The organism is Sphingobacterium sp. (assembly GCF_032065005.1).
GTDB lineage: Bacteria > Bacteroidota > Bacteroidia > Sphingobacteriales > Sphingobacteriaceae > Sphingobacterium.
In genome coordinates this window covers 1-26,820 of record NZ_DAMBMM010000015.1, presented here as the reverse complement: position 1 = coordinate 26,820, position 26,820 = coordinate 1, and the positions used below count along the sequence as shown (strand labels likewise).

Below are 26,820 nucleotides of genomic sequence, written 5' to 3'. Positions count from 1 at the left end.
TGGCGTAAAGTTTTTCTATCTGCAATAGTTTGTAATGGCGAACAGTTCCTAAATCAAAGATTTAGGATGACAGGGTCTTTATATGGAGAACCGTACAGATTCCTCACTATTCATTCAGAATCAAAATTTGCTAAAGAGGGATTCAGAGTGAAGCGAAGAATCTATTTTTTATTTTATTTAGAGCTGTTTGTCATCCCGAAATCGTAAGATGAGGGAACTATTTTTTTTACTCTATAAAAGGAGATTTGCAGTAAAATATTTCACCCACGCTGTGGGTTCGTCTTTACAAACATCAAATTTTTACAAAGATTTCACCCTCGCTGGGGGTTTATTATCTGTCCTAAAAGGATAAAGGAGTTAATCCACCTAAAGGGAGATATTGATATTAGGATTGCAGGAAGCGGGCTTATGCAATAAGCCCCTACAAAATCGGCTACCTTTCCAACGACATGATGGACACAATCTTGGTCCATCCTCGCATCCTGTACCCTGAGCTGCGTCGAAGGGCATCCTGGTTCAACCCCCAGATCATGGTCCATCCTCGCATCCCATTCATCTTGGTCCATCCTCGCATCCCATTCATCCTGGTTCAATCCCCGATTTTGGTCCATCCTCTTATCCCATTAATCCTGGTTCAAACCACCTGGCTTACGCAATGAGATGCAGGCTGAGCGGAGTCGAAGCCAAATCCAAAGCCAATTCAACCCTAAAAATTCGGTTTCAACAGATATTTATCATAGAACCTAAAGATATGTTCAGTTGCTTCTTCCGCTGTGTCCACCATCCTATATAGGTTCAGATCTTCCTCACTGATATATTTATTGCCAAGCATGGTATTTTTGATCCAGTCAAAAAGGCCGTTCCAGTATTCGGTGCCGACCAATACGATAGGGAAGCGGGCAATCTTACCAGTTTGTATCAATGTAACAGCTTCAAACAGTTCGTCCATGGTCCCGAATCCTCCAGGCAATACGATATAACCTTGGGAATATTTCATGAACATGACCTTGCGGACAAAGAAATAATTAAACTCCAGTAATTTATCGCGGTCAATATATTTATTGTGGAATTGCTCATGTGGCAGTTCAATGTTCAGTCCTACAGACTTACCTCCGGCCGTATAGGCCCCTTTATTGGCAGCTTCCATGATTCCTGGTCCACCACCTGAAATAACACCGTACCCGCGGTCAGCCAACAGCCTCGCAATCTCTACGGTCATTTGATAATATTTATGCTCATCCGGTGTCCTTGCCGATCCAAAGATCGAAACACAGGGGCCAATCTTAGCTAATTTTTCAAACCCATCTACAAACTCCGACATGATCTTAAAGATTTGCCAAGAGTCCTTTACCTTAATTTCTTGCCAAGTTTTATTGGCAAATGAATTTCTGATTTTATCGTCTTTAACCATTTGGTCTTTTTGTTTTTTGTCTATGAAAGGGCTTTTTTCGCCCTTTTCGATGTAATATAAGATTTTATATTAAATTTTTCGAAAGCTTGATGATTGTTGTTATTATCATAAAAAAACATAAATATTTCAATTAAATTTTGAATTATTAAACTGATTTAATACATTTATCAAACTTAAACCTATTCACAACTGAAAAAATCTTAAACCTATAATGAATAGACGGGACTTTATTAGTAAAACCGCTTTAGGCGCAGCTGCAGTTACCATAATACCTAGACATGTCTTGGGTGGTAATGGCTTCTTGGCACCTAGCGATCGTCTCAACCTAGGATTTATCGGCGTAGGCAAGCAGATGTACGGTCTTTTGAACCAGTTCATGAAAATTCCGGAGGCCATGGTCATCGCGGCTGCTGATGTGGATAGTAGCAAACTGAATAATTTCATAGGCCAGGCTAATAAGCTGAATGCCGCTAAGGCTGCTCATCAGGTCCAAGGTTTTGGACAGTATAGGGATTTGCTGGCCATCAAAGATATAGATGCCGTAATCATCGCTTCCCCGGACCATTGGCATGCCATGCATGTTGTTGATGCCGCCAAAGCAGGGAAGGACATCTATTGCGAAAAACCTCTGGCTTTGACCATCGATGAAGGTCGTGCAATGGTAAATGCAGTCCGGAAATATAAAAGGGTCTTGCAGACTGGAAGTATGCAGCGCTCCCAATATAATTTTAGACAGGCAGCTGATCTGATCCGCAATGGTTACATCGGTGATATCAAGGAGGTCAATGTTTCGGTAGGAGAGCCTGTAAAGGAATGTGACCTACCTTCCTTGCCAACCCCTGCACATCTGGATTGGGATTCTTGGATCGGGCCATCGCTATATCGTGGTTTTAATCCAATATTAAGTCCAGCATTAGGGGCGCCTGAATGGTCGCTATGGCGACTGTATCATGGATTCGGAGGTGGATATGTAACGGATTGGGGAGCCCATATGTTTGATATCGTCCAGTGGGCATTAGGAATGGACCAATCAGGACCTGTTTCCTTTACTCCGCCCGATATTCCTATGGCAAAAGAAGGTCTATATTTCACCTATAAAAATGGAATTAAAGTCCATCATAAATCTTGGGGAAGCTTCAATGCAATCCAGTTTTTAGGGACAGAAGGTAAGATTGAAGTATCCAGGGAATTCCTGAGATCTGATAAAGCGGAACTTCCAAAATTACAGATTGCCGAGAAGGATCGTAAGGTGTACTATTCGGAAAACCATTACCAGGATTTCGTTGATGCCATCAAAAAACGTTCTAAACCAATCTGTGATGTTGAAATTGGCCATAGAACCGCAACGGTATGTAATGCAGTCAACATTGCCTATCAAATTCAGAAACCTATCAAATGGGACCCGAACAAAGAAGTGTTCGACAGCCCATTTGCCAATAATCTAAAGGGAAGGGCATACCGAGGGAAATGGGATTATTTGGATTTTTAAATTAGAGCACACATAGATTTGTTTCATAAACCGATGCGCCAGATATTCGAAAGAATTCTGGCGTGTTTTTTTGCTCTTTATTTTCGTAATTTTGAAAAATGAACTTTTCGTCAAAACTATTGGAACAGGCTGTGGAAGAATTTGGAAAACTTCCCGGTGTCGGTAAAAAAACAGCTTTACGCTTGGTATTGCATCTCTTGAAGCAATCTGATGCCGAGGTGAGCCGATTTACTGAATCCTTGGACCGATTGAAGCAAGACATTAAATATTGCCGTACCTGTTTTAATATCTCCGATTCTGAGCAATGTGAAATCTGTGCTTCCCCGAAGCGTGATAAAGCCTTAATCTGTGTTGTGGAAGATACCCGGGATGTAATGGCTATAGAAAATACCAATCAATATAGCGGAGTTTATCATGTGCTTGGTGGCTTGATCTCACCTATGGAAGGAATAGGACCAGCAGACCTGAAAATCGAGGGTTTGATAGACCGTGTACGTTCCGGTCAAGTCCAAGAAGTAATACTAGCACTCAGTGCAACCATGGAAGGGGACACTACCATATTCTACCTTTACCGCAAATTGAAAGAATTCAATGTGCAGATCAGTACCATTGCTAGGGGTATTGCCTTTGGTGGTGAACTGGAATATGTAGATGAAATCACTTTGGGAAGATCTATTGCAACAAGGGTCCCTTATGAACGGAATGTCGGTTAATGTTCTGTTTTCATCTTGCTGATGATCCAATAAAATCCAACCCCACAGAAGATCAATATCAATCCTGCCGATGTCCACAGGGTAGAATAGCCAAAGTGTTCAGCTGTATAGGTTCCTAAGAATGGAGAGAATATATTGGCAGCAGCAAAGGCCAAAGAGTTAAAGCCCATATATGCGCCCTGATTGCTCCGACTGGCTCTGTTGATGGCTACGGTTGCCGTAAATGGTAATGTTAACATCTCTCCAGTGGACAGGAAAAACATAGCTAAGTACAACCAGGCAATCCCAAAATCTGCCGTCAACATCAAGTAGGACATACCAGAAATTGCCGTTCCCCAGAGCATAATTTGCCGGACTGAAAATCGATGTTCCACTACATGGACCAGAACCATCTCAAACAGTACGATCACAAAACCACTAAATCCAAGCAATAAACCGATTTCATCGGAGTGGAGATTGTGCGCCTCCTTATAGAAAAGCGGAAGTGTACTCAATAATTGAAAGAATGCCATCGAGAACAAACAGCATAAAATATTGAATACAATAAAGAGGCCGTCCGTATAGGCATTCCTGACAGGTTTTTCTTCTTCAATTTCCTGAACCTTGGTCTGACCTATTTCAGTCCTTGCTTTTCTGTTTCTAAAGAAATATATAAATACAATAGCTGCACAGGCTGCAGCGATAGCATTACCGTAAAATATCCAGTTATAGGAAAACTTCGCTAAAAATCCTCCTAATGCCGGGCCTATGGAGAAACCAAGGTTTACTGCCATCCTGTTTAGGGAATAGGCACGGGTGATGTTTTCAGGCTTGGCATACCTTGCTACAGAAACGGAGTTGGCTGGTCGGAAGACGTCCGCAACCAAGGTCAATATGAAGATCATAATGGCCAAGCCCTCAAAGGTCCTGAAGTTAGGCAGTAATAAGAACAGTGGAATGACCAAGATCAAGCTCCAGGTCTGTACCTTGAAGTTTCCGAATTTATCGGTTAACCAACCTCCCAACCAGGAACCGCAGACTGAACCTAAACCAAAACAGCCCAATACGAGACCTATCTGCGTTTTGCTGAAACCTAATTCCGAGGACATATAAATCCCCAAAAATGGAATTACCATGGATCCTGCACGGTTGATCAGCATAACCAATGCCAATAGCCATGCAGCAGGCGATAAGCCTTTATAGGAGTTGATATAAAGTCGTACTAATGCTCTCAATATTGTGTTTTATCTATGCAATCCTGCTTGCTAGGTTGTCTAATCTTTTGTCTATGCTATAGGTAGTTGCCATACTTCGCTTCGTTCCTCTCTTTTTGTCAAGAATAAAATCTATCCTGCCTAAGTTAACCCCAGAAAAGCCTGTTTGGTTTACTAAAGTTATCTGGTTGTCCAGATTTTTCACCTCAGTAGGTTTGTCCAAGAAAGTATGGGTATGCCCACCTATGATCAGGTCTATATGTCTTGAGTTCTTTGCCAGCATCAAATCTGATACTTTTTCCGTATCGTAATTGTAGCCAATATGCGAAAGGCAGATAATCAGGTCACACTTCAGCTCATTTTTTAACTTCTCTGTATATTTAGCGGCCACCTCGATCGGATCTGAAATCTTTACACCTGCATAGCTTCGCGGATCGACCATACCTTTTAAGTCTACACCGACTCCAAAAACACCGATCTTTACTGAATCTCGCTCAAATACCAGGTAGTCCTTGGTTTTTCCTTCCATAATGGTTCCCGTAAAATCATAGTTCGAAGTGACAAAAGGGAAGTTCGCCTTATCAAAATGATTTAGTAATCCCGGTAATCCGTTGTCAAACTCATGATTACCGAATGTTCCTGCATCATATCCTAATTTCGACATGAGTTCAAGCTCTACTTTGCCATCAAAAACATTGAAATATGGCGTGCCCTGAAACATATCTCCTGCATCAAATAACAGTACATTCTTTTCTTCCGAACGGATCTTCTGGATGAGGGTGCTTCTTCGGGCCACTCCGCCTAAACCTTGTAACCTTGATCCATCCATGGGATAAGGTTCAATACGGCTATGTACATCGTTTGTATGTAAAAATGTGATCTTAACTTCTTTAGACTTACTATAGCCTACAAATGGAATGGAACTCAAGGACGCGGTTGCTCCCAAAGCCATTACGCTTTTTAAAAAGCTCCTTCTATTCAATGATCTTAACTCTTCCATCTAATTTTGCTTCTACTTTTTTACCTTCTTTTGTTAATTCCTGTACATAGCTTATCAAAGCTTCGCGTACTCTTTCTGCAGTAACATTCTTACTGATGGGACTGTTGAGTCCTCTTACGAGATCACCTCCGTTGGCGATGAAGTCATAAGTGACCAACTTATAGGTTTTGTTTGGATCGATATCTTTCCCGCCAATCTTAAAACTTTGGATTTTCTTGTCCTTTATGACCTGTTCAACATTCCCTAAGGGCTGACCATTGGTTTCGGCAATAAAATCTGCCAAGACCTGAACATCTGTTCCCTTAAGTTCCAAAATGGTAATGTAATTCTCGAATGGCATGACCTCAAAAATAGAACCTACGGTCACATTGCCCTGTTTGATACCAGAGCGGATACCATCTTTGGTAGCCATGGAAAATACTACCTCTGGATCCACTTTTTTGCCTATGGCCAATAGCGCATCTGAAAAGAAGTTGCTTAATTCTGACTCAGGAAGATTGCGGTTTTTTATCAGCGCCTCTGGTGCATATCCCAATACCTCGTTCATCTTATCCTCAAGTTGGTTCTTATAGGGTAAAATGTAATTTGTAATCGCTGTATCTTCTGCAATCTGATTGTTGATTGCCAACATTTGTTTGTTTGATACAGCTGCTTGGTAAAATGTGGTCTTACAGGAGCTGAAGACCAAAAGAACAGAGGCCCAGAATAGGACACTGTACTTGGATAGCTGTGTACTCATATATTGAAATTATACGCAAAGGTATTAAGATTGCCCTGAATCCAAAAGATTTTGAATATAAAAGAAGAGCTGAATGCTAAAGATTAATATTCAGCTAACCATTCCTTAATTCCTACCGATGCGTTCCTCAAAATAGCAGTTCACGAAATGCCTTGCCAAGGCAAAGGATAATCCATTGTCGCCCAAGGTAGAAACCTGTAGGCTGCATCCAGTCGCAATCTTACTCATGGAATAGGTTTGGATCTGTTGTTGGATCGGGGTAATCATGAGCATAGAGGTTCTGGCAAAGCTTCCAGAAAGCACAATGGTTTCGGGATTGAAAACTTGCATAAACAGGGATATTGCCCTGCCTAGTTTGCTGCCCAGTTCAGAAATCAGTTGAATGGCATATTGATCACCATCCATGGCAGCCTGGATGATATGTTCAGGTGTCAGCGGCAAATTTTCGTATTTTGATACGATTAGGGTAGGGATACCGGCCTCAATGTCTCGGGTAGCCTTGTTTACCAGCGCCGTGCCTGACACCAAGGTTTCCAGACAGCCACGCTTGCCACAGTAGCATAACTCGCCATCGTTGACAAAACTGATATGGCCCATTTCACCGGAGAATCCATCTTTACCCAAATAGATTTCCCCATTGGAGACTATCCCCAAGGAAATCCCCCAATCCAAACGGATCACCAAAGCATCCCTTTTCCGCTTTAGTTTTCCGTAGAATTTTTCCGCTAAGGTTGCAGCCTTGGCATCATTGATGACCTTGGTTCTCTTGTTGAACTCATGCTCCAGATGGTTCTCTAGGTTGAATCCTGCTTCGTAAAAATAAGTGAAGTTCTCACCAGAGTAACGGTCAATTAGCCCCGGCATAGAAATAGATATCCCAGATACTTGCTCCATGTCCAGTTTTTGATCCTTGATGTATTTTTTGACAATGATCAAAAAGGCAGGCAGTTCCTTTAGGTCCGTTGAGATTTCAAATTGAAATTGCTGCGGTATATTGAGAATGTTGCAATTGTTGTCTACAAGGGCGATACGAATAGACCTGCGGTTGATTTCTATGGTCAGAACCCGAAACAGACTGTCGCTTAATTGGTATAGATTAGGTTTTCTTCCACCTAAGGATTCACCACGTTCGTGCTGATTCAGGTATTTCTTCTCCACTAACTCCACCATCAACGTATTCAAGGTTGGAAAACTTAAGGTCAAACTCTTCATTAAATCATTTACCGAAGCATTGTCAAGTTCATAAACGGCTTTTAATAATTTAAGTTTTTTCTTCGCTGATTTGGCAGTTTTTTTAGATAAGCCCGATGGACTCACTAATAGCTTTTCAATAAATTTCATGTTTGTTTGAGTTAATAAAATCTCATCGTTAATTTTTGAGGCTTAAATCAAAGTTCAATCACAAGAATTAACTCAATTAAATTAAACTAATGAATAAATATTTAAATTTTAATCTAAAATAAATAAAAAAATTAATATTCAAATTAAAAAATGCTTGTAATGAGTCTAATATGTTAATTTTATTTGAAAGTAATATGTTTTATTGTAAAAATTTACAAAACAAATGTTAATAATTTTAATTGAATACTGTTTTGGTAAATTCCTGAGTTAAAATCTTATTTGTGTATTGATGTGTTTCCGGGATACTGTCCGCACAGATCCTTCGCTGATTCTGAACGTATAGTGAAGAATCTGTACGGTTCCCCTTCCATAGACCTTGTCATCCTTAACCGAAGGTTAAGGGGTTGAACGCCAATAAAATAATGGTTTGAATGGTCCCGAGACCCTTCCTTCGTCAGTGTGACACAGGAAAGGGGTCTTTTTTTCTAAACTTAATGACCTTGCCTAGTGGAGGGCAATATTTTTCTAGAAATCTTCCTAAAAAAACAGATTCTTCGCTGATTCTGAACGCTTAGTGAAGAATCTGTACGGTTCCCCTTCCAGAGACCTTGTCATCCTTAACCGAAGGTTAAGGAACTGTACGCCAATACCATCCTTAGCTTTCCAGACTCATTTTTGAATCTCCTAAAGATTATCTTTTCTACGACATACTGCCCTGGAAGAGCAGAATTATTTTAGAAATGGTATTGAACTATTTAGGGGTAACGCAAAAACGATGTTCGATTAATCGAACATCGTTTTTGCATTAATTCCAGGCTAACGTGCCATGCCAGCTAAAATAATGGAACCCCGATGGGGTTCTAAATCTAGAAATTTAGGTTCAATATTTTTCGTGGCCAATATCCTGTCATCACCTTCCTTTAAATTTAGTCCAAATTTTTCTATCCGGATATATTCTTGTTTAATCCTCTCATCCTTTGCATCCTGGTTCGTTCCATGATCTTGGTCTATCCTCCCATCCCGTACCCAGAGCGACATCTCGGCTTCGCTCGATAATCGCCGATGGGCATCCTGGTTCAAAAATAAAAAAAGGGGCACTCTTCAAGCGCCCCTTTTAATTATCCAAAAACACCTTTTTCAAGGCATTCCCTAATTTTACTTTTTGTCGATCTTAAATAATTTACCGCCATCAGTAACGCTGTACAATGCTCCATTTTTACCTTGGATAACATCTCTAAAGCGTTCACCTTTATCCGCTAATAATCTTTCTTCGCCAACAACTTTGTTGTCCTTGATGACCAATCTAGCGATATGTGTGCTGCTCAACCCACCGATGAATAGGTTGTTTTGCCATTCAGGGACATTCGAACCTGTGTAGAAGGTCATGCCACTAGGTGATAATACAGGGTCCCAATAATAAACTGGTTGCTCCATACCTTCTTTTTGTTGGATAGGAGGGTTGCCAATTTGATCTCCCTTGTATTCGATGCCATAGGTAATCGTAGGCCAACCATAGTTGTTGCCTGGTTTGACCAAGTTGATTTCATCACCACCTCGAGGTCCAAATTCTGAGTCCCAAAGGTCTCCAGTAACAGGGTTGAATGCCAAACCTTGAACGTTCCTATGTCCATAACTGTAGATTTCTGGTTTTGCATCTGCTTTGCCGGCAAAAGGATTTCCAGCCGCTGGTTTACCATCGGTCGTGATCCTTAAGATCTTCCCTAGGGCTGAATTTAATTGCTGTGCCTGCGGACGAGTTTCAAGATCTGAACGCTCTCCTGTAGACACAAATAGGTTGCCTTCTTTATCAAATAAGATACGGCCACCGTAGTGCAGCTTACCGTTGTAGGTAGGCAAGGCTTGGTAGATCACTTTAGCGCCTTCAATGCTTTTTTCATCCTGGGATAACTTACCTTTTGCTACGGCAGTATGGTTACCACCTGAAACAGGTTCTGAAAAAGTCCAGTATACCATTCTGTTGTTTGCAAAGTCTGGGTCTAGGGTGATGCCCAATAAGCCACCTTGACCTTGCGAATCTACTTTTGGAATACCGGTAATCGCTTCACCGATGGTTTTTGCATTGGGGTCCACGATACGCATGGTACCTTCTTTTTCGGTGATCAACAGTCGACCATCAGGGAGCTCTGCAATTCCCCATGGAGTTTTTAGACCTTCAACGACCACTGCAGCTTCATAAGGTGAAGTGGTCTTTACGCCTGCAATTCGGGTTTGACCCTCAAATGCCGGTTTGTAATCTGTATTTCCTGGTTTTGTTTCAACAGGTGGGTATTTCGTTGTGTCTTGTACGACTGCGGTTGAATCCTGTGGTTCTGTACCGTTCGAATTCGTTCCTGAACAAGCCACGAACGCTGTAGTTGCTGCCAAAAACAATGCGTTTGAGAAGTGTTTCTTCATGTTGGTTGATTTATGTTTATTTGTTGTTTATCAATTGAATTCAGGTCTTTTCGGGAAATTTGCAACATGTGCATATTTCGGACCCATACTGATCAAGGCTTCTTTCCAAAGGTTTTCGCCATCGGTAATGAAAGCCAGGTCTATATTAAATGAATTATGGACAGCCCAAGAGTTCTGCTTGATCTCTCCATCAAGTTGCCCCGGACTCCAGCCTGAATACCCTAGGAAAATCTTGACTTCTTCACTTGTAATCAAATTTTCGTTGATCAGGTATTTTAACCGTTCAAAATCACCACCCCAATAGAGGTCATCTACGATATGGGTGCCGCCTTCGATTTTCTCATGGGCCTTGTGGACAAAGAAAAGTGCATTTCCTTCCACTGGGCCACCGAAATATAAAGGTATTTCAGAATTGTCTACGTCTTCAAGGACATCCGATAGCATAAGCATGGAGCGATGGTTGAGGATCAATCCGACGGTTCCATCGTTTTCATCATGCTCGCACAACAAGATCACTGAGCGCTCAAAATTCTGATCCAGCATGAAGGGCTCAGATAAAATTAGACTGCCGCGTTTTGGGATATATTCGTTGAACATAACAGAATAGATGTGTTTATACCAAATTTATAGATTATCATTATTAATCCACTGTAAAATAGCAATAATTTTTCATTTCATTTTCTGTTAAAAATGGATATTATGTTAAGTTTGTAGGAAATATCCTTTGCCATGTCCATTGAACATAAAGAAATTGCCGCCATTCGGGAAGACTATGTGAAAAGCAGTTTGAGCGAATCGGACGTACAGAAAAACCCTATCCAACAGTTCCAAAAATGGTTTGATGAAGCCATGTCCTCGCAGGTCACTGAACCGACTGCCATGGTCGTTTCTACGGTCGCGGAAAATGGCTATCCCTCTTCCAGAGTTGTACTGTTAAAGGACATTAAAGCAGAAGGCCTGAGTTTCTTCACGAACTACAACAGTAGGAAAGGACAAGAGATCATCCAGAACCCACATGTTTCAGCTTTGTTTTTCTGGCCGGAACTGCAAAGGCAGGTACGCTTTGAAGCAGAGGTCGAGAAATTACCTAAGGCAGATTCTGACGAGTATTTTTCCATTCGCCCTAGAGGCAGCCAAATCGGTGCCATTGCCTCGCCACAGAGTGCCATTATCCCTGACCGGGAAACTTTGGAAAAAAGAGTAGCGGAAGTGGAGAAGGAAATGGAAAATATTACGGAAGTCCCTAGACCGGAATTTTGGGGTGGTTTCCTGTTAAAACCTGTTCGGGTTGAATTCTGGCAGGGAAGGGGAAGCAGGCTCCATGACCGCATTGTCTATATTATGGACAATGGAGATTGGACGATCAACCGTTTAGCGCCTTAATAATGATTCAAGAAATAAAGAAATACCTAGAGGAATACGTACATATCGATGCGGTGCAGGAGATGCAGGAGCATGGGCTGCTGCCTGCGCTTTTTATAGCACCTGAGCATCTTAAGGAGGTTTGTCTTTTCCTCCGGGATAATGAAAACTGCTATTTTGATTTCCTGGCGAATATAACGGCAGTGGATTATTTTCCGCAAGAATACTTTGAACTGGTCTATAACCTAACTTCCATTCCCTTTCAAAAACAACTTACGCTTAAAGTAAGGCTTGATGCCGGGAGAGACCTGAATGAATTGCCAGAGATTCCTTCTGTTTCTGAAGTTTGGCGAACAGCGGATTGGCATGAACGCGAGGCCTATGACCTGATGGGTATCTTCTTTACAGGTCATCCTGATTTGCGACGGATCCTCATGCCCGAAGACTGGGTAGGATATCCACTACGTAAAGATTATCAAGATCCTGAAACTTATCATAATATCCCGATCAAATAGTTATGAACGAAAGATATCTACAAGCTAATAAAAACTATCAGGATAAAATTAATACGGTTTCATCTCAGGAGATGGTCATCAACCTGGGGCCTCAACATCCATCCACACATGGTGTTCTGAGGTTGGAGCTGATCACTGACGGTGAAATCGTTAAGGAAATCATTCCACACATGGGCTATCTGCACCGTTGCTTTGATAAACATGCAGAGTCCATGAATTATGGAAAGACTATCCCCTTCACCGATCGTTTGGACTACTTAGCTTCCATGAACAATGCGCATGCCTTTGTGATGGGAGTTGAGCGTATGCTTGGAATTCAAGATAAAATTCCCAAAAGAATTGAATATATCCGTGTCTTGGTCACCGAATTGAACCGTATTGCATCCCATTTGATTGCTATAGGGACCTATGGTATCGATATTGGAGCTTTCACACCCTTTATGTGGTGTTTCCGCGATCGTGAACATATCATGAATATGTTGGAATGGGCTTCGGGTTCCAGGATGCTCTATAATTATATCTGGGTAGGGGGATTGTTCTATGATATCCCAGTAAACTTTGAAGAACGTTGCCTGGAATTTATCAATTACTTTAAACCGAAATTGGTCGAATTGGATGACCTATTGTCCAATAACCAGATTTTTATTCAGCGGACGGCCAACATTGGCGTACTGCCAGCTGATGTAGCCATTAATTATGGCTGTTCTGGTCCTATGCTACGCGGTTCTGGTATCAAATGGGACCTTAGGCGCGTCGATGGATATTCAGTTTATCCTGAATTGGATTTTGAGATCCCAGTAGGGAAGGGCGAGATGGGTGCGGTCGGAGACTGTTGGGATCGTTATAAGGTCAGGGTAGATGAGGTCAAAGAGTCTGTCAAGATTATTGAACAATGTTTGCCAAGATTGATGGGTGATTTCAAGAGAACACCCGACTTTGACCCTCGTGGATTGGTTCCAAAGAAAGTAAATCTTAAGGCACAGGAGTATTATGTCCGTGCCGAAAACCCTAAAGGTGAACTAGGCTTCTATTTCGTCACCCAGGAAAAAACCGACATTCCCAAGCGTGTGAAGGCTAGAGGACCGAGCTTCAATAACCTTTCGGTATTGCCAGAGCTTGGCAAGGGAGTGCTCATCGCTGATCTGATCGCTATTTTAGGTTCCATCGACATTGTGCTTGGTGAAGTCGACCGATAAAATAAAACCGCATAAAAACGCAAATTGTATTAGGAATAATCTTTTTAATAACTATATTTGCTATCTCATAATTTAAGTTTATAATTGGTTAATAGTTAGGGGAGCAATTGCCAGATTGCTTCCCTTTCTTTTTTGTTATACGCTAATTATACGCTGTTTTCCTACTTATTTTTTGATATATAATTTTGAACATAGAAGGCCTTGGCAAATTTTGTCCCGGGTTGAGAATTCTTTTGGTCTCATTCGAGACATATTCGGAAAGCTTTGCGAGTTTTCAAAATATGCCTCGAATGAGGTTGCTTTGAAATCGATAAAACCTCATGGAACTAAAAAACCGCAAACACGCAAAAAACAGGAAGGCAGGGAGAGGAGAGTTTACCCCCAGCGGGGGTGGGATGATTTTCAAAAGTGCTTCCTAAAAATAGAAAATAGTTTCCTCATCTTACGATTTCGAAATGACCAAATCTTCCTAAAAAAACAAAAATAGATTCTTCGTTTTACTCTGAATCCCTCTCTAGCGCATATGCGATTCTGAACGAATTGTGAAGAGTCGGTAAGTAAACGTCCCAAACATCCTGGTTCAAATGTTTGAAAATCAATTATTTTGTTTGGATAGTTCCGAGCTCCTACCTGCGTCAGGATGATACAGGAAAATGGGGAAAATAAATATAAGTGTTTTGCATTCCGCCAATAATCTTGGTCTATCCTCCAATCCCGAACATCCTGGTTCAAAACGGTTGTAACATGTTTGATAATCAATTATTTTGTTTGGATAGTTCCGAGATCCTTCCTGGGTCCGGATGACACTGGAAAATGGAAATAAATTTATGTGATCTGCATTCCGCCAATAATCTTAGTCTATCCTCCAATCCCGAACATCCTGGTTCAAAACGGTTGTATCATGTTTGATAATCAATTATTTTGTTTGGATAGTTCCTAGTTCCTTCCTGCGTCCGGATGACACTGGAAAATGGGAGATAATAGCGTCCTGAGTCTTATGTCTTATGTCTTATGTCTTTATTTTTATTCTTTCAGAATAAAAATAAATTACAATTCATTGAACTTTGGAAACCTTGGTGATACCAATTCCTTCCATTCGGGATGTTTTTTGATGAATGCAAACACATAGGGACAATAGGGAGAAACTGTTTTTCCCGCATCCTTGATGTGCTGCAGTGTTTTTTCTACAATGGCAGCTGCGGCTCCGCTTCCTGCCAATTCAGAAGGAGCTTCGGTATGGATCAGGGCAACGGTACTGCTTGTTTCTTTGTAGTCAATGAAAGCTATATGGCCATCGACATCTAATTCAAATCTGCTTTTTTCTTCGTTTTTAATTAATGGGAGGTTGATAAATTTATCTTTCATACCGAATCAACAAAAATTTAAATGTATAGTTTTTAATCTTTGGTAAAATTAACCCTATCCATTTAAATCTTGATTGATGTAGGTTAAGAAATGGTTACCATTTTATTAATCTGCCAAATGGTACAATTCCTCAAATTCCTTTTTGTATTTTTCCAGAATGACCTTACGTTTCATCTTAAGGGTAGGGGTCAGTTCTCCGTTTTCAATGGTGAACTCCTCCGAGAGGATGATCGGTTTTTTGATCTGTTCCCAGTTTCCAAAATGTTGGTTGGCCAATTGAACTTCCTTATTGATTTTGCGAACCACTTTTGTTTCGATCAGGAACTGGTCTTTAGGCATTCCCTTTAATTCAGGCGCTTCATTTCGGGACCAATCCTGTAGGTGGGCATAGTTAGGGACGATAAAGGCCGATGCAAACTTCTGACCATCACCAATTACCATTGCCTGTTCGATGTAGTTGGATTCCAATAATTTCTTCTCGATAGGTTGCGGCACCACATACTTACCTCCAGAAATCTTGAACATCTCCTTTTTACGGTCGATGATTTTCAAGAAAACTTCATCTTCCCAAACGCCAATATCACCCGTATGCAACCAACCATCGATAATGGTTTTATCCGTTTCTTCCCTGTTCTTATAATAGCCTTTCATAACGTTAGGGCCCTTTACCAAGATCTCTCCATCATCTGCCAATTTAATTTCCACATATTTTACGGCTAATCCCACCGTTCCGATACGGATGCCTTTGAGATAATGGTTTACAGAGATCAAGGGGGAAGCTTCAGTCATGCCGTAACCTTCGTAAAGAGGGATCCCAGCTGCCAGGAATACGCGGGCAAGTTTAGCCTGAAGCGATGCACTTCCCGAAGCAACCGTTTTTAGCTCACCACCTAATGCTTGGTACCACTTATCTAGGACCAGTTTTTTTGCCAATTTCAGCTTAATATTGTAGCCGAAACTCCTTTTTTCTGGGTTAGGATCGTACTGTTCAGCCACTTCAACAGCCCAGTCAAAAATCTTGCGCTTCATACCAGTCAGTTCCATACCGGTTTTCATGATCTTTTCGTAGACCTTCTCCAAGATCCTAGGAACGGCAGTCATGATATGAGGTTTTACCTCATTGATATTCTGGCCGATTTTGTCCAAGGATTCGGCGATGTGTACCGTTATCCCAATGTACAGATAGGTATAGATGACCATTCTTTCGTAGGCATGGCACGGAGGAAGGAAAGTTAATGCCCTGTCGTAAGCTTTACAAGGGGTAATCTCTCTTGCTGCTTCCACATTGGAAATAATATTATGATGGGTCAACATGACCCCTTTAGGCTTTCCGGTGGTCCCTGAAGTATAGATTAGCGTAGCTAAGTCGGTATGTTTGATATTTGCTCTAAGTTCTTCAATTTTAGAATCGGGAATATGGGCACCAACGGTCCTCAATTCATCCCAATTGCGTACATTTTCATTTTTTTCAATGCAGAAAATATACTTAAGGGTATAGATAGAGTCATTTAATTGGGTCAATCTATGGAATAAGCTTTTATTGCTAACGATGCAGAGCTTAATTTCAGCATCATTGAAAATGAACTGATAATCGGTATCACTGATATTTGGATAGATGGCAACGACAACAGCTCCAATTTGTTGGATAGCGAAATCGACAATATGCCATTCAATGCTGCTATCAGCAATCAATCCAACTTTGTCGTTTGGTTTAACACCAAGTTCAAGCAATCCTTTGGAGATCGCGTTTACTTGTTCCAAGAATTCTACAGAAGTCAAGGTCTTCCATTCCCCCTCTTTCTTATGTGCGAACATATTGAGGTCCGGAAAAAGGTTTACCTGCCTCAAGGCAAGATCAAAAAGTCTAAGATTTTCCACCATAACATATAAAAGCCTGTCTTTCAAGTTTATCGACAGGAATCTTAACCAAGATAACAGTGATGATGGTTAAGAAGTTTTGCAAAAGTATGAAATTGTTGCGTTTAGACTTAATAAATTTGGTTTTCGGTAGTGTAGTTCAGTTCATATTGACCCGATTGCAAAAATAATTTCTGAAAATTGTTGTAAATTGCTTATCCAAAGGAACCAATATAAACAGAAAAATAAACGTCAGATTAAAGGTAGATCCTAATTAGGATGATTTGGTCTATTGTTTATTTAGTTAAATTTTTTTATTTTCGTTTAAACTAATTTATAATGAATAGCTACGATAATCCCGTCTTAGAACGATTGCCCAAACACCTTCAAAGATATGTAGTCGAGCAAAATTATGATCGATACTCTGCCTTAGATCAGGCGATATGGCGTTATGTGATGCGGCAGAATTATGCCTACCTCAAGGACATTGCCTATTACCCTTATATACCAGGATTGACCAAAGCTGGATTGACCATCGAACGGATCCCTAATTTGCAGTCCATGAATGATAGCTTGAAAAAAATAGGCTGGGGGGCAGTAACGGTTGATGGATTTATACCACCAGCGGCATTCATGGAATTTCAGGCACATTGTGTGTTGGTCATTGCAGCAGACATTAGACAGATTGAACATATTACCTATACGCCAGCTCCAGATATTATTCATGAATCTTCCGGTCATGCACCTATCATTGGCGAACCTGAATACGCGGCCTATTTGCAGCATTTCGGTGAAGTGGGTTCCAAAGCCATGAGTTCAGGAAAGGATTTTGAGTTGTATGAGGCTATCAGGGCCTTATCCATCGTAAAAGAAAGGGAAGATGCCACTGAAGAAGAAATCCAAGCAGCAACGGATCGTTTTAACGCCATTTCGAGTAATATGGGTGAACCATCAGAAATGGCTTTATTGAGCAGGTTGCATTGGTGGACGGTGGAGTATGGATTGATCGGAACAGTGAAAGACCATAAAATATATGGTGCTGGTTTGCTGTCCTCCATTGGTGAAAGTGCAAGCTGTATGCAAGCTGACGTCAAAAAACTGCCTTATGATATCGATACCCTCCAATTTTCATATGATATTACCAAGCCGCAACCTCAATTATTTGTGACGCCTGATTTTAAACATGCTTACGAGGTACTGGAAGAATTTTCGAAAACTATGGCCTATCGAGTGGGTGGTCAGGAAGCGATGGAAAAAGCCATAGACAGCAGTAATACCTGTACGGTAGAGTTGAGTTCAGGTTTACAGGTTTCAGGAGTATTTACCTCTTTGTTTTTGGGAGAGGAACTGATTGCAATTAAAACCACAGGGCCAACAGCCTTGGCTTATAAAAATAAGGAATTGGAGGGCCATGGAAAGCAATACCATAAAGATGGATTTAGTTCACCGATTGGTTTATTGATAGGAAAGCGACTGCCATTGGAACAATGTCGAGCAGAAGATTTAGAAGGATTAGGATTGATCGAGGGCATGCCAGGTTCCTTATATTTCAAATCTGGAATATTGGTATCAGGAAAAGTAAAATCCTTTTTGTTCAATGAAGATGGTTTATTGCTGATCGTTAGTTTTGAGGAATGTACGGTTGTCCATGAACCAACTAGCCAAGTTTTGTTCCAGCCTGAATGGGGGATCTATGATATGGCCGTCGGAAGCTCAGTAAAATCTGTCTATGCCGGTGCTGCTGATAAGTTTGCTTTTGATCCTGATATCAATATCTCAGAAATTAAAACTGTAAAGCAAAATTGGACCGAAGAGCAGAAAACTCTCCATGATATTTACAGGCAAATCAGGGAAATGAGAGAGGGGCAGGGAAATGAAAGGGGCTTATCAGTACAGGTTCAAGATCTGTTGGAGGGATTCCCTAATGATTGGTTAGCCATGGTCGAGCTCTATGAATTAGCGATCCACGAAGGGCAGATTGAATTAGAAGATAGCTTGAGATTGATATTAAAGGAAAAGGCCAGGAAAAATCCTGACCTTGAAAAATTAATATCTGATGGAATAAGACTTGCACAGACCCAGCCGATTAATTTGGAATTAATGTACCAGTAGGACTTGCCAAGCTTTTTCTATTTGTTCTTCATCCAATAATCTGGATGCATATCGCTGCAGCTCGTTATGCAATTGGGTTTGGTCCTGTTCCCACATACTCTTTAAGGTATGGATCTGTTCATCCTCCAAGATGTCATTTTCAAGTGTAGGGATCGCTTCTATATTAGCGAGGAGACCTAATTGGTTTCCGGTCAAAATAGAGGAATTGCGGATATGTTCTGGTAATTGATCTACTCCGATCCCTAACTTCCGAAGCGGTTTTGGAACCTCAAAAAGGTTTTCTTTCGTCACTCGGCAGTACCAGTCTCCGCCCAATCGAGCCACTAAATCTAGTGCTGCTTGGTCCATTTGATCATTTTCGTCCAATAGGTAACTTTTGATATGCATATTGACCACTTCAGCAATAACTAAATTTCCTGTTCCACCACCTTCTTGGATGGTGATAATCTCCCTTACCTTACACTCTAATTGGACTGGTGATTCAGCTACTCTAGGCGGTTTGACCAATTCTGAGGGTAAGGCTGTAAAGCCAGATTTGTCAAATTCATTGATTTCTTTAGCGTATTCCGTACTGGCTAAGGACTGCTGTTGCACCATATCATAATTTACGATATTGATAACGACTTCAGGTACTTCACGGATATTTTCCAAAGTGTGTTTATCTTTTCCGTCACGGACCCGGGTAAGCGGTGAAAACACACAAATGGGCGGGTTCTGGGACATGAAATTGAAGTAGCTGAACGGGCTAAGGTTTACATTTCCTGCTTTATCCATGGTTGAGGCAAAGCAAATTGGCCTTGGTGCCACTGCGTATTTTATTAAGCTGTGGAAAACCGACCCGTGTGTCTCTTGGTTGAATGTCTTTGTTTCGTTGAACTGCATATAAATCGTATTAATTATTGATTATTCAGAAAGGTCTTCTTGGTAGATGATATTTTCAAGTTTCCCCAAACCTGTTACCTCCATGCTGATTCTATCATGCGGTTGGATCCAGATTTCTTGATAAGCTTGGTCTTTACGCTTTCCTGTACCGTTAATTTCTAATAGGCAACCCGTTCCGACCGTTCCAGAACCAATAATATCGCCGGGAAAGAGAGTAACGCCATAAGATGCCCGTTCTATTATTTCTGCAAAGGTCCAGTTCATGCTGGCAAGACTACCTTCAGAAACCAGTTGGTCGTTGATCCAGCATTTCATTTTAAGGTCAAAGGCATTTCCTGTATGCCCTGGCAAAGGTGCTGTTCTGTATTGCTCCAGTTCATCGAGGGTAACCAAATAAGGACCAAAGGTACTGGCGAAATCTTTTCCTTTTGCAGGTCCCAGATTGAGCTTCATTTCCTGCATCTGCAAGTTTCTGGCACTGAGGTCATTTAGGATCATGAAGCCAGCTATATATTGATCAGCATCGGTTGCTTTGATATTTCGACCTTTCTTATGGATGACAATGGCCACCTCCAATTCAAAGTCCATTTTTTCAAAGTGCCGAGGCATGCAATACACCGGTCCGGGGCCTTGAATGGCCTGGTGATTGGAAAAGTAGAAAACGGGGAATTGGTCGAATTCGGGTATCATTTCCAATCCACGGTTCAGACGGGAAGTCTCTACATGTTGTCTAAATGCATAGGCATCCCGAAAGGAGGTTGGATTGGGAAGGGGAGCGGTCAGGGAAATTTCAGAAAAGCTCACGCCCTCATTTTGAAAATCTTTTATCTTTTTGAATTCCTGTTGCTCATTTTTTGCTAAGTCAAGTCCTTCTTGGCCTAGCTGAAGCAATGCTAAGCAGGAATTGGGAAGTTTATTGGATATCATATGGCTAGGAAAAACCAGGTTTTCTATCACAAAACCAAGTTGTTCTTTGCCATTTTCCAAGTATGTTACAATTTTCATAATGATTTTTTGAATACTCAGCTTATTTATTTATAAAGGTTATAATTTTTCTATGATGGAAAATTAAATTTCATAATACCATATTTATTTTCCCAATCTTTATGTAAATATAAAATTATAAAGGGTATATTTGAAATAATACATACCATTATGAACATTAGCAACATAAAGCCAAAAAACCTCCCAAAAGGTTTAATGCCTTATATCAAGGCCTTGATAGCTGATGTTGTTTTCGCACAGTACTAATACCAAATTTAATTCTTTTTCAAAGTGATATCTAGCCTGAGGCTATGTAATTCAATCATATTATAATCATTTTTTAAACTTATTATTATGCCACTTTATCATCAATTGGGTAAGATTCCCCCAAAAAGACATACAGTTTTCAGAAAGGACAATGGAGAATTGTTTTCTGAGGAACTAGTATCCACCCATGGGTTTTCAAGTGTTTATTCCTTGGTGTATCATTGCTATCCACCGACCATTGTCAAGGAGATTAGGGAACCTTATGATGTGAACCCTAAAATTGCCCAGGACAAGCATTTGAAGCATACCAGCTTGAGAGGATTTCAGGTCAAACCTAAAGCCGATTTTTTGGAGAGTAGAACCCCAGTTCTGGTCAACTCCGATCTACATATTTCTTTAGCTGCTCCACAGAAATCTATGGACAGTTATTTTTACAAGAACAGCCAAGCAGATGAAGTGATCTTTATCCATGAAGGTTCTGGCACCTTGAAGACGGGCTACGGCGAGATTCCGTTTGCTTACGGTGATTATTTGGTGATTCCGAGAGGCGTGATCTACCAGATTGATTTTGACACTGATAAAAACCGACTGTTTATCGTTGAATCCTTTGAACCTATTCGAACTCCAAAACGATATAGAAATGAATTTGGTCAATTGATGGAGCATTCCCCATTTTGTGAAAGGGATATCCGCAGGCCGAAGAACCTGAAAACTTTTGATGAAAAGGGAGATTTCGAAATCAAGATCAAGAAACAGGGGTTGATTTACCCTTATATCTACGGGACACACCCTTTTGATTTTGTAGGTTGGGATGGCTACCATTATCCTTGGGCTTTTTCCATCCATGATTTTATGCCGATCACCGGTATGTTGCATCAACCGCCTCCAGTCCATCAGACCTTCGAAACAAATTCCTTTGTTTTATGCAGTTTCTGTCCTAGGATGTATGATTACCATCCTGATTCCATTCCTGCGCCATACAACCATAGCAATGTAGATTCCGATGAGGTGCTCTATTATGTAGATGGAGATTTTATGAGCAGAAAATCAGTTGAACGCGGACAGATTACCTTACACCCAGGTGGAATTCCGCATGGACCACATCCTGGTACGGTGGAAAAAAGTATTGGTCAGACCAAAACGGAAGAACTCGCTGTAATGATCGATCCGTTTAGGCCTTTGATGCTAACTGAGGAGGCCTTGGAAATTGAAGATCAGGACTATTATAAATCATGGATAAACTAACCAATCAATAAAAATATTATGACACAAACATTCGCAGAGAAGATAGCAAAGGCTCAGGATTTTTTGCCTATCAATGGAACGGATTATATTGAATTTTATGTGGGTAATGCCAAGCAAGCCGCCCATTTCTATAAAACGGCATTCGGTTTTCAATCGGAAGCATACGCAGGTCCCGAAACTGGTATTAGGGATAGAGCATCTTATGTTTTGAAGCAGAACAAGATCCGCATTATCCTGACTACTGCCTTGAAATCCGATAGCCCTATTTCCGAACATGTTAAAAAGCATGGGGACGGAGTGAAGATTTTGGCATTATGGGTTGATGATGCTGAAAAATCACTGCAGGAAACAGTAAAACGTGGGGCTAAGGTTTATCAGGAATTAGAGGTAAAGGAGGATGAATTCGGGGAAGTACGAACAGCTGGAATCTATACCTATGGGGAAACGGTTCACATGTTTGTTGAAAGGAAGAACTATTCAGGTCCATTCATGCCGGGTTATGTAAAGTGGGAGAGCGATTATAATCCTGAGGAAACTGGCTTGTTATATGTAGACCATTGTGTTGGAAATGTAGGCTGGGACCGCATGAATGAAACCGTGGAATGGTACCAGGATGTTATGGGATTTGTAAACATCCTTTCCTTTGATGACAAACAGATCAATACTGAATATTCTGCATTGATGAGTAAAGTCATGAGCAATGGTAATGGGTATGTGAAATTTCCGATCAATGAACCGGCAGAAGGGAAGAAGAAATCCCAGATCGAAGAATACTTAGAGTATTATGAGGGTGAAGGTGTTCAGCATGCTGCACTGGCAACCCATGATATATTGAAAACGGTAAAGGCATTAAAGGAAAGAGGTGTTGAGTTTTTAGGAGCTCCACCGGAGGCCTATTATGATATGCTTTCAGAACGTGTAGGCGAAATTGATGAGGAGATCAAGGCTATCCAAGATTTAGGGATATTGGTTGACCGTGACGAAGAGGGTTATTTGTTGCAGATCTTTACCAAGCCGGTGGAGGATCGCCCGACCTTGTTCTTTGAAATCATCCAGCGTAAAGGGGCCCAAAGTTTTGGGGCCGGAAATTTTAAGGCGCTGTTTGAGGCCATTGAAAGAGAACAAGAAAAGAGAGGTAACCTATAAGATTTCGATTAGATGAACCTATTGATTATGAAAGAATTATTGCAGGAATTTGAGCAGAAACAACCTGAGATTGTTTTTGAATGGAAAGATACCGAAACTGAAGCAGAAGGCTGGGTTGTGATCAATTCCTTGAGAGGTGGTGCAGCCGGAGGTGGTACAAGGATGCGTTCGGGATTGGACAGGAATGAGGTTGAATCCTTGGCAAAGACAATGGAAGTGAAGTTTACGGTTTCTGGACCTGCAATTGGAGGTGCAAAATCAGGGATTAATTTTGATCCTGCAGACCCTAGGAAACATGGCGTGTTGGAACGTTGGTTCAAGGTGGTAACTCCTCTGCTGAAGAATTATTATGGCACTGGAGGTGATCTGAACGTGGATGAAATCCATGATGTCATTCCATTGACGGAGCAATTTGGCTTGTGGCATCCTCAGGAGGGTGTCCTGAATGGTCATTTTGATATTCGGGAAAATGGACGAATCCATCAGATTGGGCAATTGAGATATGGAGTTTCCAAGGTATTGGAAGACTCGCACTATAGTCCTGACCTGAAAAGGAAATTTAAGGTTGCTGATATGATTACCGGTTTCGGCGTAGCAGAATCGGTGAGCCATTATTATGATTTATTTGATGGTCATGTTTCTGGAAAAAGAGCCATTATCCAAGGTTGGGGGAATGTAGCAGCTTCTGCTGCATTTTATCTGAGCAAAAAAGGAGTGAAAGTTGTTGGGATCATCGACCGAGTAGGGGGTTTGATCAAAGAAGAAGGGTTTTCTGAAGAGGAGATCCAATCTTTGTTTTTAACCCGAAACGGAAATTCACTTTTTGCCGAAGAAATGATTCCTTTTGAGGAGGTCAATTCCAAAATTTGGGGAATCCCTGCAGAAATCTTTATCCCTGCTGCGGCTTCAAGATTGGTTTCTAAGGAACAGATTCAGCAGATGATCGACAACGGTCTGGAGGTAATTGCTTCTGGTGCCAATGTTCCTTTTGCAGATCGTGAGATCTTTTATGGTCCTGTAATGGAATATGCCGACCAGCATGTTGCGGTGATCCCAGATTTTGTTGCCAATTGTGGCATGGCAAGGGTCTTTGCCTATTTGATGCAGCCTAATATTGAGATCAGTGATGACTCCCTTTTTCAGGATGTTTCGGATGTTATCCGAAAAGCATTGGAGCAGATCCATAGCTATAACCCTGAAACCAAAACAAATATTTACTCAAGAGCTTATGAATTAGCCTTGAGGCAATTGCTATAGTTGATGAATAGTAAATAATAGTCGGCCAGCAAAATATTTTTGCTGGCTTTTTTTTGAATGGGTTTGAGAGGGGGCATTTTTTTTATGAGAGGATAGGTAGTTTAATTAATTGTTCAATGGCAACTCCAACGTTGGATTGAACCAGGATGGGGTTCGACTTCGCTATTAGATTTGTAAAAGAGATTTATATTAAATTTATATATCTGAAAACCTGAAGAATTGAGGTGAACTAGTTCGACTCGTAAGTTCATGACTTATCGTGAGCATTAGTCCTCAATTCTTCTTGGGTTTTGGTGCCATTTAGAATGCCAAGTTTTAAGACTTATTAATAGCGATAGCATTGACCCTGAGGTTTCCAGACTCTTACCTAATTGTAAAATTATGAAAAAGTTATTTATTGGCATCGATATATCAAAAGATGTTTTTGACTTCTACGGTATATCTGAAACAGGTGAAACAGTGATCCCATCAGGTATCCATTTCAATAGCAAGAAAGGGATCAAGTCCTTTTTGACCATGGTAAAGAAGTATACCGACTATGAGCCGCATATGTGCATGGAACATACGGGTCTCTATGGTTATTTGCTGATGACGGAATTTAGTTCTGCATCGATGAGATTCTCAGTCATCAATCCTCTTGAGATGAAACTTTCCAGTGGATTGGTACGTGGTAAAAACGATGCTGTTGATGCTTTACGGATTGCCAAATACGCACTGGCCAATAGGTTTGACCTAAAGCCCTTCACCCTGGCCAGCCGTGAAATCCGCAGACTTAAAATCCTTATGGCCATGCGGGATGGTCAAGTCAAGATTATGGTACAGCAAAAAAACAGCCTGAAGGCATTTAAGTTGGTTGCAGCTGATATTTCCCTGGCAAAGGAACTCAAAGAAAATCAAAAACTAATCGATGCACATCAAAAGGTAATTGCTAAGCTTGAAAAGCAGATGCTGGAGATCATCCGGGGAAATGTCCAACTCAGCGATTCTTATCGCAAGATCACAAAGGTAATTGGCGTGGGACCACTTACTGCAATCAAATGTATCGTGGAGACCGAGAACTTCAGCAAGTTTGATGACCCCAGAAAATTTGCCTGCCACAGCGGTCTTGCCCCGTTTGAATATCGATCCGGAAGCAGCGTAAGAAAAAGGGCCAGCACCAGTCCCATCAGCGACAAAAACATGAAGGCAATCCTGTTCAAGGCAGCTTCATCGGCGTTACAACATGACCCACAGCTCAAAAACTATTATAAAAGGAAAACGGAGGAAGGAAAACATAAACTATCTGTAATCAACGCTATTGCAAACAAAATTATATTGAGAATATTCGCAGTGGTAAAAAGAGATGAACCATTTGTAAAATTATCAGCATAATTATTTGCTTTTATCTTAGAATGCTCACCCACCGGAGATGTGAGGATGGACCAAGAACTGGGAATGAACCAGGATGGGGGTCGGCTCCGCTCACCCACCGGATGGACCATGATTTTGATTAACTTGACGCTGGAAAGTCCCCAATGCTGTAGGGGCGAATAGCATTCGCCCGCCGCATATATTCCAATAATTATTCACCCAAATGAGTGAATAAAACCGTTTCTCATTCCTGCAATTTTTTGTAAAATATGCTTCGGCCAATTTATGATGGCTTTTCGGAGCAGTCGCAACACCTGAAAAGAATGTCTTGATGTCGAGGATGCCGACCCCATCGCATGACGCAACGGAATTCTTTCCATTTTTCCGCAATTAGAAATGAGCCGGTCGCCAAAGGGCTTCCTTCGGAAGAATGGTTGTTTGTTTTGTGAACCCCCAGAGGGGGTGGAATCTTTGTAGAAATTGGATGTGTGTAATGGCCAACCCACAGCGTGGGTGTAATATTTTTCAATAGTTCCTCTTTATGGGCATAAAGCAATAAAAAATAGTTTCCTCATCTTACGATAGCGGAATAACAAACAGCTCTAATAAAATAAAAAATAGATTCTTCGTTTCACTCTGAATCCCTCTTTAACGTGTTTTGATGCTGAACGGTTAGTGAAGAATCTGTACGGTTCTCCTCCCACAGACCCTGTCATCCTTGACCGACGGTCAAGGAACTGTACGCCAATACCAAGATGGGTCTTTGATTTTGAAGGTTCACATTTCTCCGAGATCCTTCCTTCGTACCAATGACACGTTTGATAGAACTGTGTTTATAACCAGGCCAATATTTATTTACCATAAGATATTTCTACCGGCCAAACATCACCAGAGGGGATGAATTATTTTAGCATGGATGGAAAACTATATAGGGTTAATGCAAAAACGATGTTCGATTAATCGAACATCGTTTTTGCGCGA

Annotated in this window: 23 protein-coding genes; 10 read left to right on the top strand and 13 right to left on the bottom strand. The window is 41.1% G+C overall.

Annotated elements, in window-relative coordinates:
- Window positions 1–311: 311 nt before the first annotated feature.
- Together RT138_RS17725 and RT138_RS17720 are read right to left on the bottom strand one after the other, a co-directional pair.
- A complete protein-coding gene (locus RT138_RS17725) occupies window positions 312–611 on the bottom strand; it encodes a hypothetical protein (protein ID WP_313191724.1) in 300 nt (99 codons plus the stop codon).
- A 95-nt stretch (window positions 612–706) separates the two neighbouring features.
- Window positions 707–1,411, bottom strand: coding sequence for a TIGR00730 family Rossman fold protein (locus RT138_RS17720; protein ID WP_093097958.1), 705 nt, complete (start codon window positions 1,409–1,411; stop codon window positions 707–709).
- A 211-nt stretch (window positions 1,412–1,622) separates the two neighbouring features.
- Between RT138_RS17720 and RT138_RS17715 the strand changes: the two genes are divergently transcribed.
- Both RT138_RS17715 and recR read left to right on the top strand, forming a co-directional pair.
- Window positions 1,623–2,900, top strand: a complete 1,278-nt coding sequence (locus tag RT138_RS17715; protein WP_313191723.1) for a Gfo/Idh/MocA family oxidoreductase — start codon at window positions 1,623–1,625, stop codon at window positions 2,898–2,900.
- Window positions 2,901–2,998: 98 nt separating this feature from the next.
- Window positions 2,999–3,613: a recombination mediator RecR gene (gene recR / locus RT138_RS17710; RefSeq protein ID WP_185218398.1), complete on the top strand. Its 615-nt coding sequence runs from the start codon at window positions 2,999–3,001 to the stop codon at window positions 3,611–3,613.
- On the opposite strand, the gene RT138_RS17705 is transcribed toward recR, so the two are convergent.
- The 7 genes from RT138_RS17705 to RT138_RS17675 form a co-directional block, all read right to left on the bottom strand.
- On the bottom strand, window positions 3,610–4,827 hold the full coding sequence (locus RT138_RS17705; protein WP_313191722.1) for an MFS transporter: 1,218 nt from the start codon (window positions 4,825–4,827) through the stop codon (window positions 3,610–3,612). The genes recR and RT138_RS17705 overlap by 4 nt on opposite strands.
- A 13-nt stretch (window positions 4,828–4,840) precedes the next feature.
- Window positions 4,841–5,806 (bottom strand): metallophosphatase, encoded by a 966-nt coding sequence (locus RT138_RS17700; protein ID WP_313191721.1) that lies wholly within the window; start codon window positions 5,804–5,806, stop codon window positions 4,841–4,843.
- Window positions 5,781–6,545: a 5'-nucleotidase C-terminal domain-containing protein gene (locus tag RT138_RS17695; protein ID WP_313191720.1), complete on the bottom strand. Its 765-nt coding sequence runs from the start codon at window positions 6,543–6,545 to the stop codon at window positions 5,781–5,783. The genes RT138_RS17700 and RT138_RS17695 overlap by 26 nt, the downstream gene beginning before the upstream one ends.
- Before the next feature lie 105 nt (window positions 6,546–6,650).
- Entirely contained in the window at window positions 6,651–7,886 is a 1,236-nt protein-coding gene (locus RT138_RS17690; RefSeq protein ID WP_313191719.1) for an ROK family protein, read from the bottom strand.
- 816 nt (window positions 7,887–8,702) lie between these two features.
- Window positions 8,703–8,984 carry a hypothetical protein gene (locus RT138_RS17685; RefSeq protein WP_313191718.1) on the bottom strand — a complete coding sequence of 94 codons (282 nt, stop codon included), beginning with the start codon at window positions 8,982–8,984 and terminating at the stop codon, window positions 8,703–8,705.
- Between the two features lie 57 nt (window positions 8,985–9,041).
- Window positions 9,042–10,301: a PQQ-dependent sugar dehydrogenase gene (locus RT138_RS17680; RefSeq protein WP_313191717.1), complete on the bottom strand. Its 1,260-nt coding sequence runs from the start codon at window positions 10,299–10,301 to the stop codon at window positions 9,042–9,044.
- Between the two features lie 30 nt (window positions 10,302–10,331).
- Window positions 10,332–10,844: a YqgE/AlgH family protein gene (locus RT138_RS17675; RefSeq protein ID WP_313191716.1), complete on the bottom strand. Its 513-nt coding sequence runs from the start codon at window positions 10,842–10,844 to the stop codon at window positions 10,332–10,334.
- A 186-nt stretch (window positions 10,845–11,030) separates the two neighbouring features.
- On the opposite strand from RT138_RS17675, the gene pdxH reads away from it, so the two are divergent.
- From pdxH to RT138_RS17660, 3 genes are read left to right on the top strand one after another with little or no spacing between them, the layout of a single operon-like run.
- Entirely contained in the window at window positions 11,031–11,684 is a 654-nt protein-coding gene (pdxH, locus tag RT138_RS17670; RefSeq protein WP_313191715.1) for a pyridoxamine 5'-phosphate oxidase, read from the top strand.
- A 2-nt stretch (window positions 11,685–11,686) separates the two neighbouring features.
- Window positions 11,687–12,178, top strand: a complete 492-nt coding sequence (locus RT138_RS17665) for an NADH-quinone oxidoreductase subunit C (RefSeq protein ID WP_313191714.1) — start codon at window positions 11,687–11,689, stop codon at window positions 12,176–12,178.
- A gap of 2 nt (window positions 12,179–12,180) precedes the next feature.
- On the top strand, window positions 12,181–13,374 hold the full coding sequence (locus tag RT138_RS17660; protein WP_313191713.1) for an NADH-quinone oxidoreductase subunit D: 1,194 nt from the start codon (window positions 12,181–12,183) through the stop codon (window positions 13,372–13,374).
- Between the two features lie 1,047 nt (window positions 13,375–14,421).
- Here RT138_RS17660 and RT138_RS17655 read toward each other — a convergent pair.
- Window positions 14,422–14,739, bottom strand: a complete 318-nt coding sequence (locus RT138_RS17655; protein WP_185218393.1) for a GNAT family N-acetyltransferase — start codon at window positions 14,737–14,739, stop codon at window positions 14,422–14,424.
- Window positions 14,740–14,844: 105 nt separating this feature from the next.
- Window positions 14,845–16,620, bottom strand: a complete 1,776-nt coding sequence (locus tag RT138_RS17650) for an AMP-dependent synthetase/ligase (protein WP_313191712.1) — start codon at window positions 16,618–16,620, stop codon at window positions 14,845–14,847.
- Between the two features lie 315 nt (window positions 16,621–16,935).
- Between RT138_RS17650 and RT138_RS17645 the strand changes: the two genes are divergently transcribed.
- Window positions 16,936–18,708, top strand: coding sequence for an aromatic amino acid hydroxylase (locus RT138_RS17645; RefSeq protein ID WP_313191711.1), 1,773 nt, complete (start codon window positions 16,936–16,938; stop codon window positions 18,706–18,708).
- Here RT138_RS17645 and RT138_RS17640 read toward each other — a convergent pair.
- Both RT138_RS17640 and RT138_RS17635 read right to left on the bottom strand, forming a co-directional pair.
- Complete coding sequence (locus tag RT138_RS17640) at window positions 18,694–19,590, bottom strand: flavin reductase family protein (RefSeq protein WP_313191710.1); 897 nt, start codon at window positions 19,588–19,590, stop codon at window positions 18,694–18,696. The genes RT138_RS17645 and RT138_RS17640 overlap by 15 nt on opposite strands.
- A gap of 21 nt (window positions 19,591–19,611) precedes the next feature.
- Complete coding sequence (locus RT138_RS17635; protein ID WP_313191709.1) at window positions 19,612–20,595, bottom strand: fumarylacetoacetate hydrolase family protein; 984 nt, start codon at window positions 20,593–20,595, stop codon at window positions 19,612–19,614.
- Between the two features lie 333 nt (window positions 20,596–20,928).
- On the opposite strand from RT138_RS17635, the gene RT138_RS17630 reads away from it, so the two are divergent.
- The 4 genes from RT138_RS17630 (at window position 20,929) to RT138_RS17615 (ending at window position 25,860) form a co-directional block, all read left to right on the top strand.
- Window positions 20,929–22,086, top strand: coding sequence for a homogentisate 1,2-dioxygenase (locus RT138_RS17630; RefSeq protein ID WP_313191708.1), 1,158 nt, complete (start codon window positions 20,929–20,931; stop codon window positions 22,084–22,086).
- Window positions 22,087–22,104: 18 nt separating this feature from the next.
- Complete coding sequence (gene hppD, locus RT138_RS17625) at window positions 22,105–23,232, top strand: 4-hydroxyphenylpyruvate dioxygenase (RefSeq protein WP_313191707.1); 1,128 nt, start codon at window positions 22,105–22,107, stop codon at window positions 23,230–23,232.
- A gap of 27 nt (window positions 23,233–23,259) precedes the next feature.
- The gene (locus RT138_RS17620; protein ID WP_313191706.1) at window positions 23,260–24,489 is read left to right on the top strand and encodes a Glu/Leu/Phe/Val dehydrogenase dimerization domain-containing protein; all 1,230 of its coding nucleotides are present in this window, start codon (window positions 23,260–23,262) and stop codon (window positions 24,487–24,489) included.
- A 381-nt stretch (window positions 24,490–24,870) separates the two neighbouring features.
- Window positions 24,871–25,860 (top strand): IS110 family transposase, encoded by a 990-nt coding sequence (locus RT138_RS17615; RefSeq protein WP_313191705.1) that lies wholly within the window; start codon window positions 24,871–24,873, stop codon window positions 25,858–25,860.
- The last annotated feature ends 960 nt before the right edge of the window (window positions 25,861–26,820 follow it).

Coding starts and splice junctions, on each gene's coding strand:
- RT138_RS17640 (WP_313191710.1), bottom strand. CDS start 19,590: ATGCAGTTCAACGAAACAAAGACATTCAACCAAGAGACACACGGGTCG.
- hppD (WP_313191707.1), top strand. CDS start 22,105: ATGACACAAACATTCGCAGAGAAGATAGCAAAGGCTCAGGATTTTTTG.
- RT138_RS17720 (WP_093097958.1), bottom strand. CDS start 1,411: ATGGTTAAAGACGATAAAATCAGAAATTCATTTGCCAATAAAACTTGG.
- RT138_RS17630 (WP_313191708.1), top strand. CDS start 20,929: ATGCCACTTTATCATCAATTGGGTAAGATTCCCCCAAAAAGACATACA.
- RT138_RS17660 (WP_313191713.1), top strand. CDS start 12,181: ATGAACGAAAGATATCTACAAGCTAATAAAAACTATCAGGATAAAATT.
- RT138_RS17620 (WP_313191706.1), top strand. CDS start 23,260: ATGAAAGAATTATTGCAGGAATTTGAGCAGAAACAACCTGAGATTGTT.
- RT138_RS17725 (WP_313191724.1), bottom strand. CDS start 611: ATGGACCAAAATCGGGGATTGAACCAGGATGAATGGGATGCGAGGATG.
- RT138_RS17680 (WP_313191717.1), bottom strand. CDS start 10,301: ATGAAGAAACACTTCTCAAACGCATTGTTTTTGGCAGCAACTACAGCG.
- recR (WP_185218398.1), top strand. CDS start 2,999: ATGAACTTTTCGTCAAAACTATTGGAACAGGCTGTGGAAGAATTTGGA.
- RT138_RS17650 (WP_313191712.1), bottom strand. CDS start 16,620: ATGGTGGAAAATCTTAGACTTTTTGATCTTGCCTTGAGGCAGGTAAAC.
- pdxH (WP_313191715.1), top strand. CDS start 11,031: ATGTCCATTGAACATAAAGAAATTGCCGCCATTCGGGAAGACTATGTG.
- RT138_RS17665 (WP_313191714.1), top strand. CDS start 11,687: ATGATTCAAGAAATAAAGAAATACCTAGAGGAATACGTACATATCGAT.
- RT138_RS17690 (WP_313191719.1), bottom strand. CDS start 7,886: ATGAAATTTATTGAAAAGCTATTAGTGAGTCCATCGGGCTTATCTAAA.
- RT138_RS17695 (WP_313191720.1), bottom strand. CDS start 6,545: ATGAGTACACAGCTATCCAAGTACAGTGTCCTATTCTGGGCCTCTGTT.
- RT138_RS17655 (WP_185218393.1), bottom strand. CDS start 14,739: ATGAAAGATAAATTTATCAACCTCCCATTAATTAAAAACGAAGAAAAA.
- RT138_RS17715 (WP_313191723.1), top strand. CDS start 1,623: ATGAATAGACGGGACTTTATTAGTAAAACCGCTTTAGGCGCAGCTGCA.
- RT138_RS17615 (WP_313191705.1), top strand. CDS start 24,871: ATGAAAAAGTTATTTATTGGCATCGATATATCAAAAGATGTTTTTGAC.
- RT138_RS17645 (WP_313191711.1), top strand. CDS start 16,936: ATGAATAGCTACGATAATCCCGTCTTAGAACGATTGCCCAAACACCTT.
- RT138_RS17700 (WP_313191721.1), bottom strand. CDS start 5,806: ATGGAAGAGTTAAGATCATTGAATAGAAGGAGCTTTTTAAAAAGCGTA.
- RT138_RS17675 (WP_313191716.1), bottom strand. CDS start 10,844: ATGCTGGATCAGAATTTTGAGCGCTCAGTGATCTTGTTGTGCGAGCAT.
- RT138_RS17635 (WP_313191709.1), bottom strand. CDS start 20,595: ATGAAAATTGTAACATACTTGGAAAATGGCAAAGAACAACTTGGTTTT.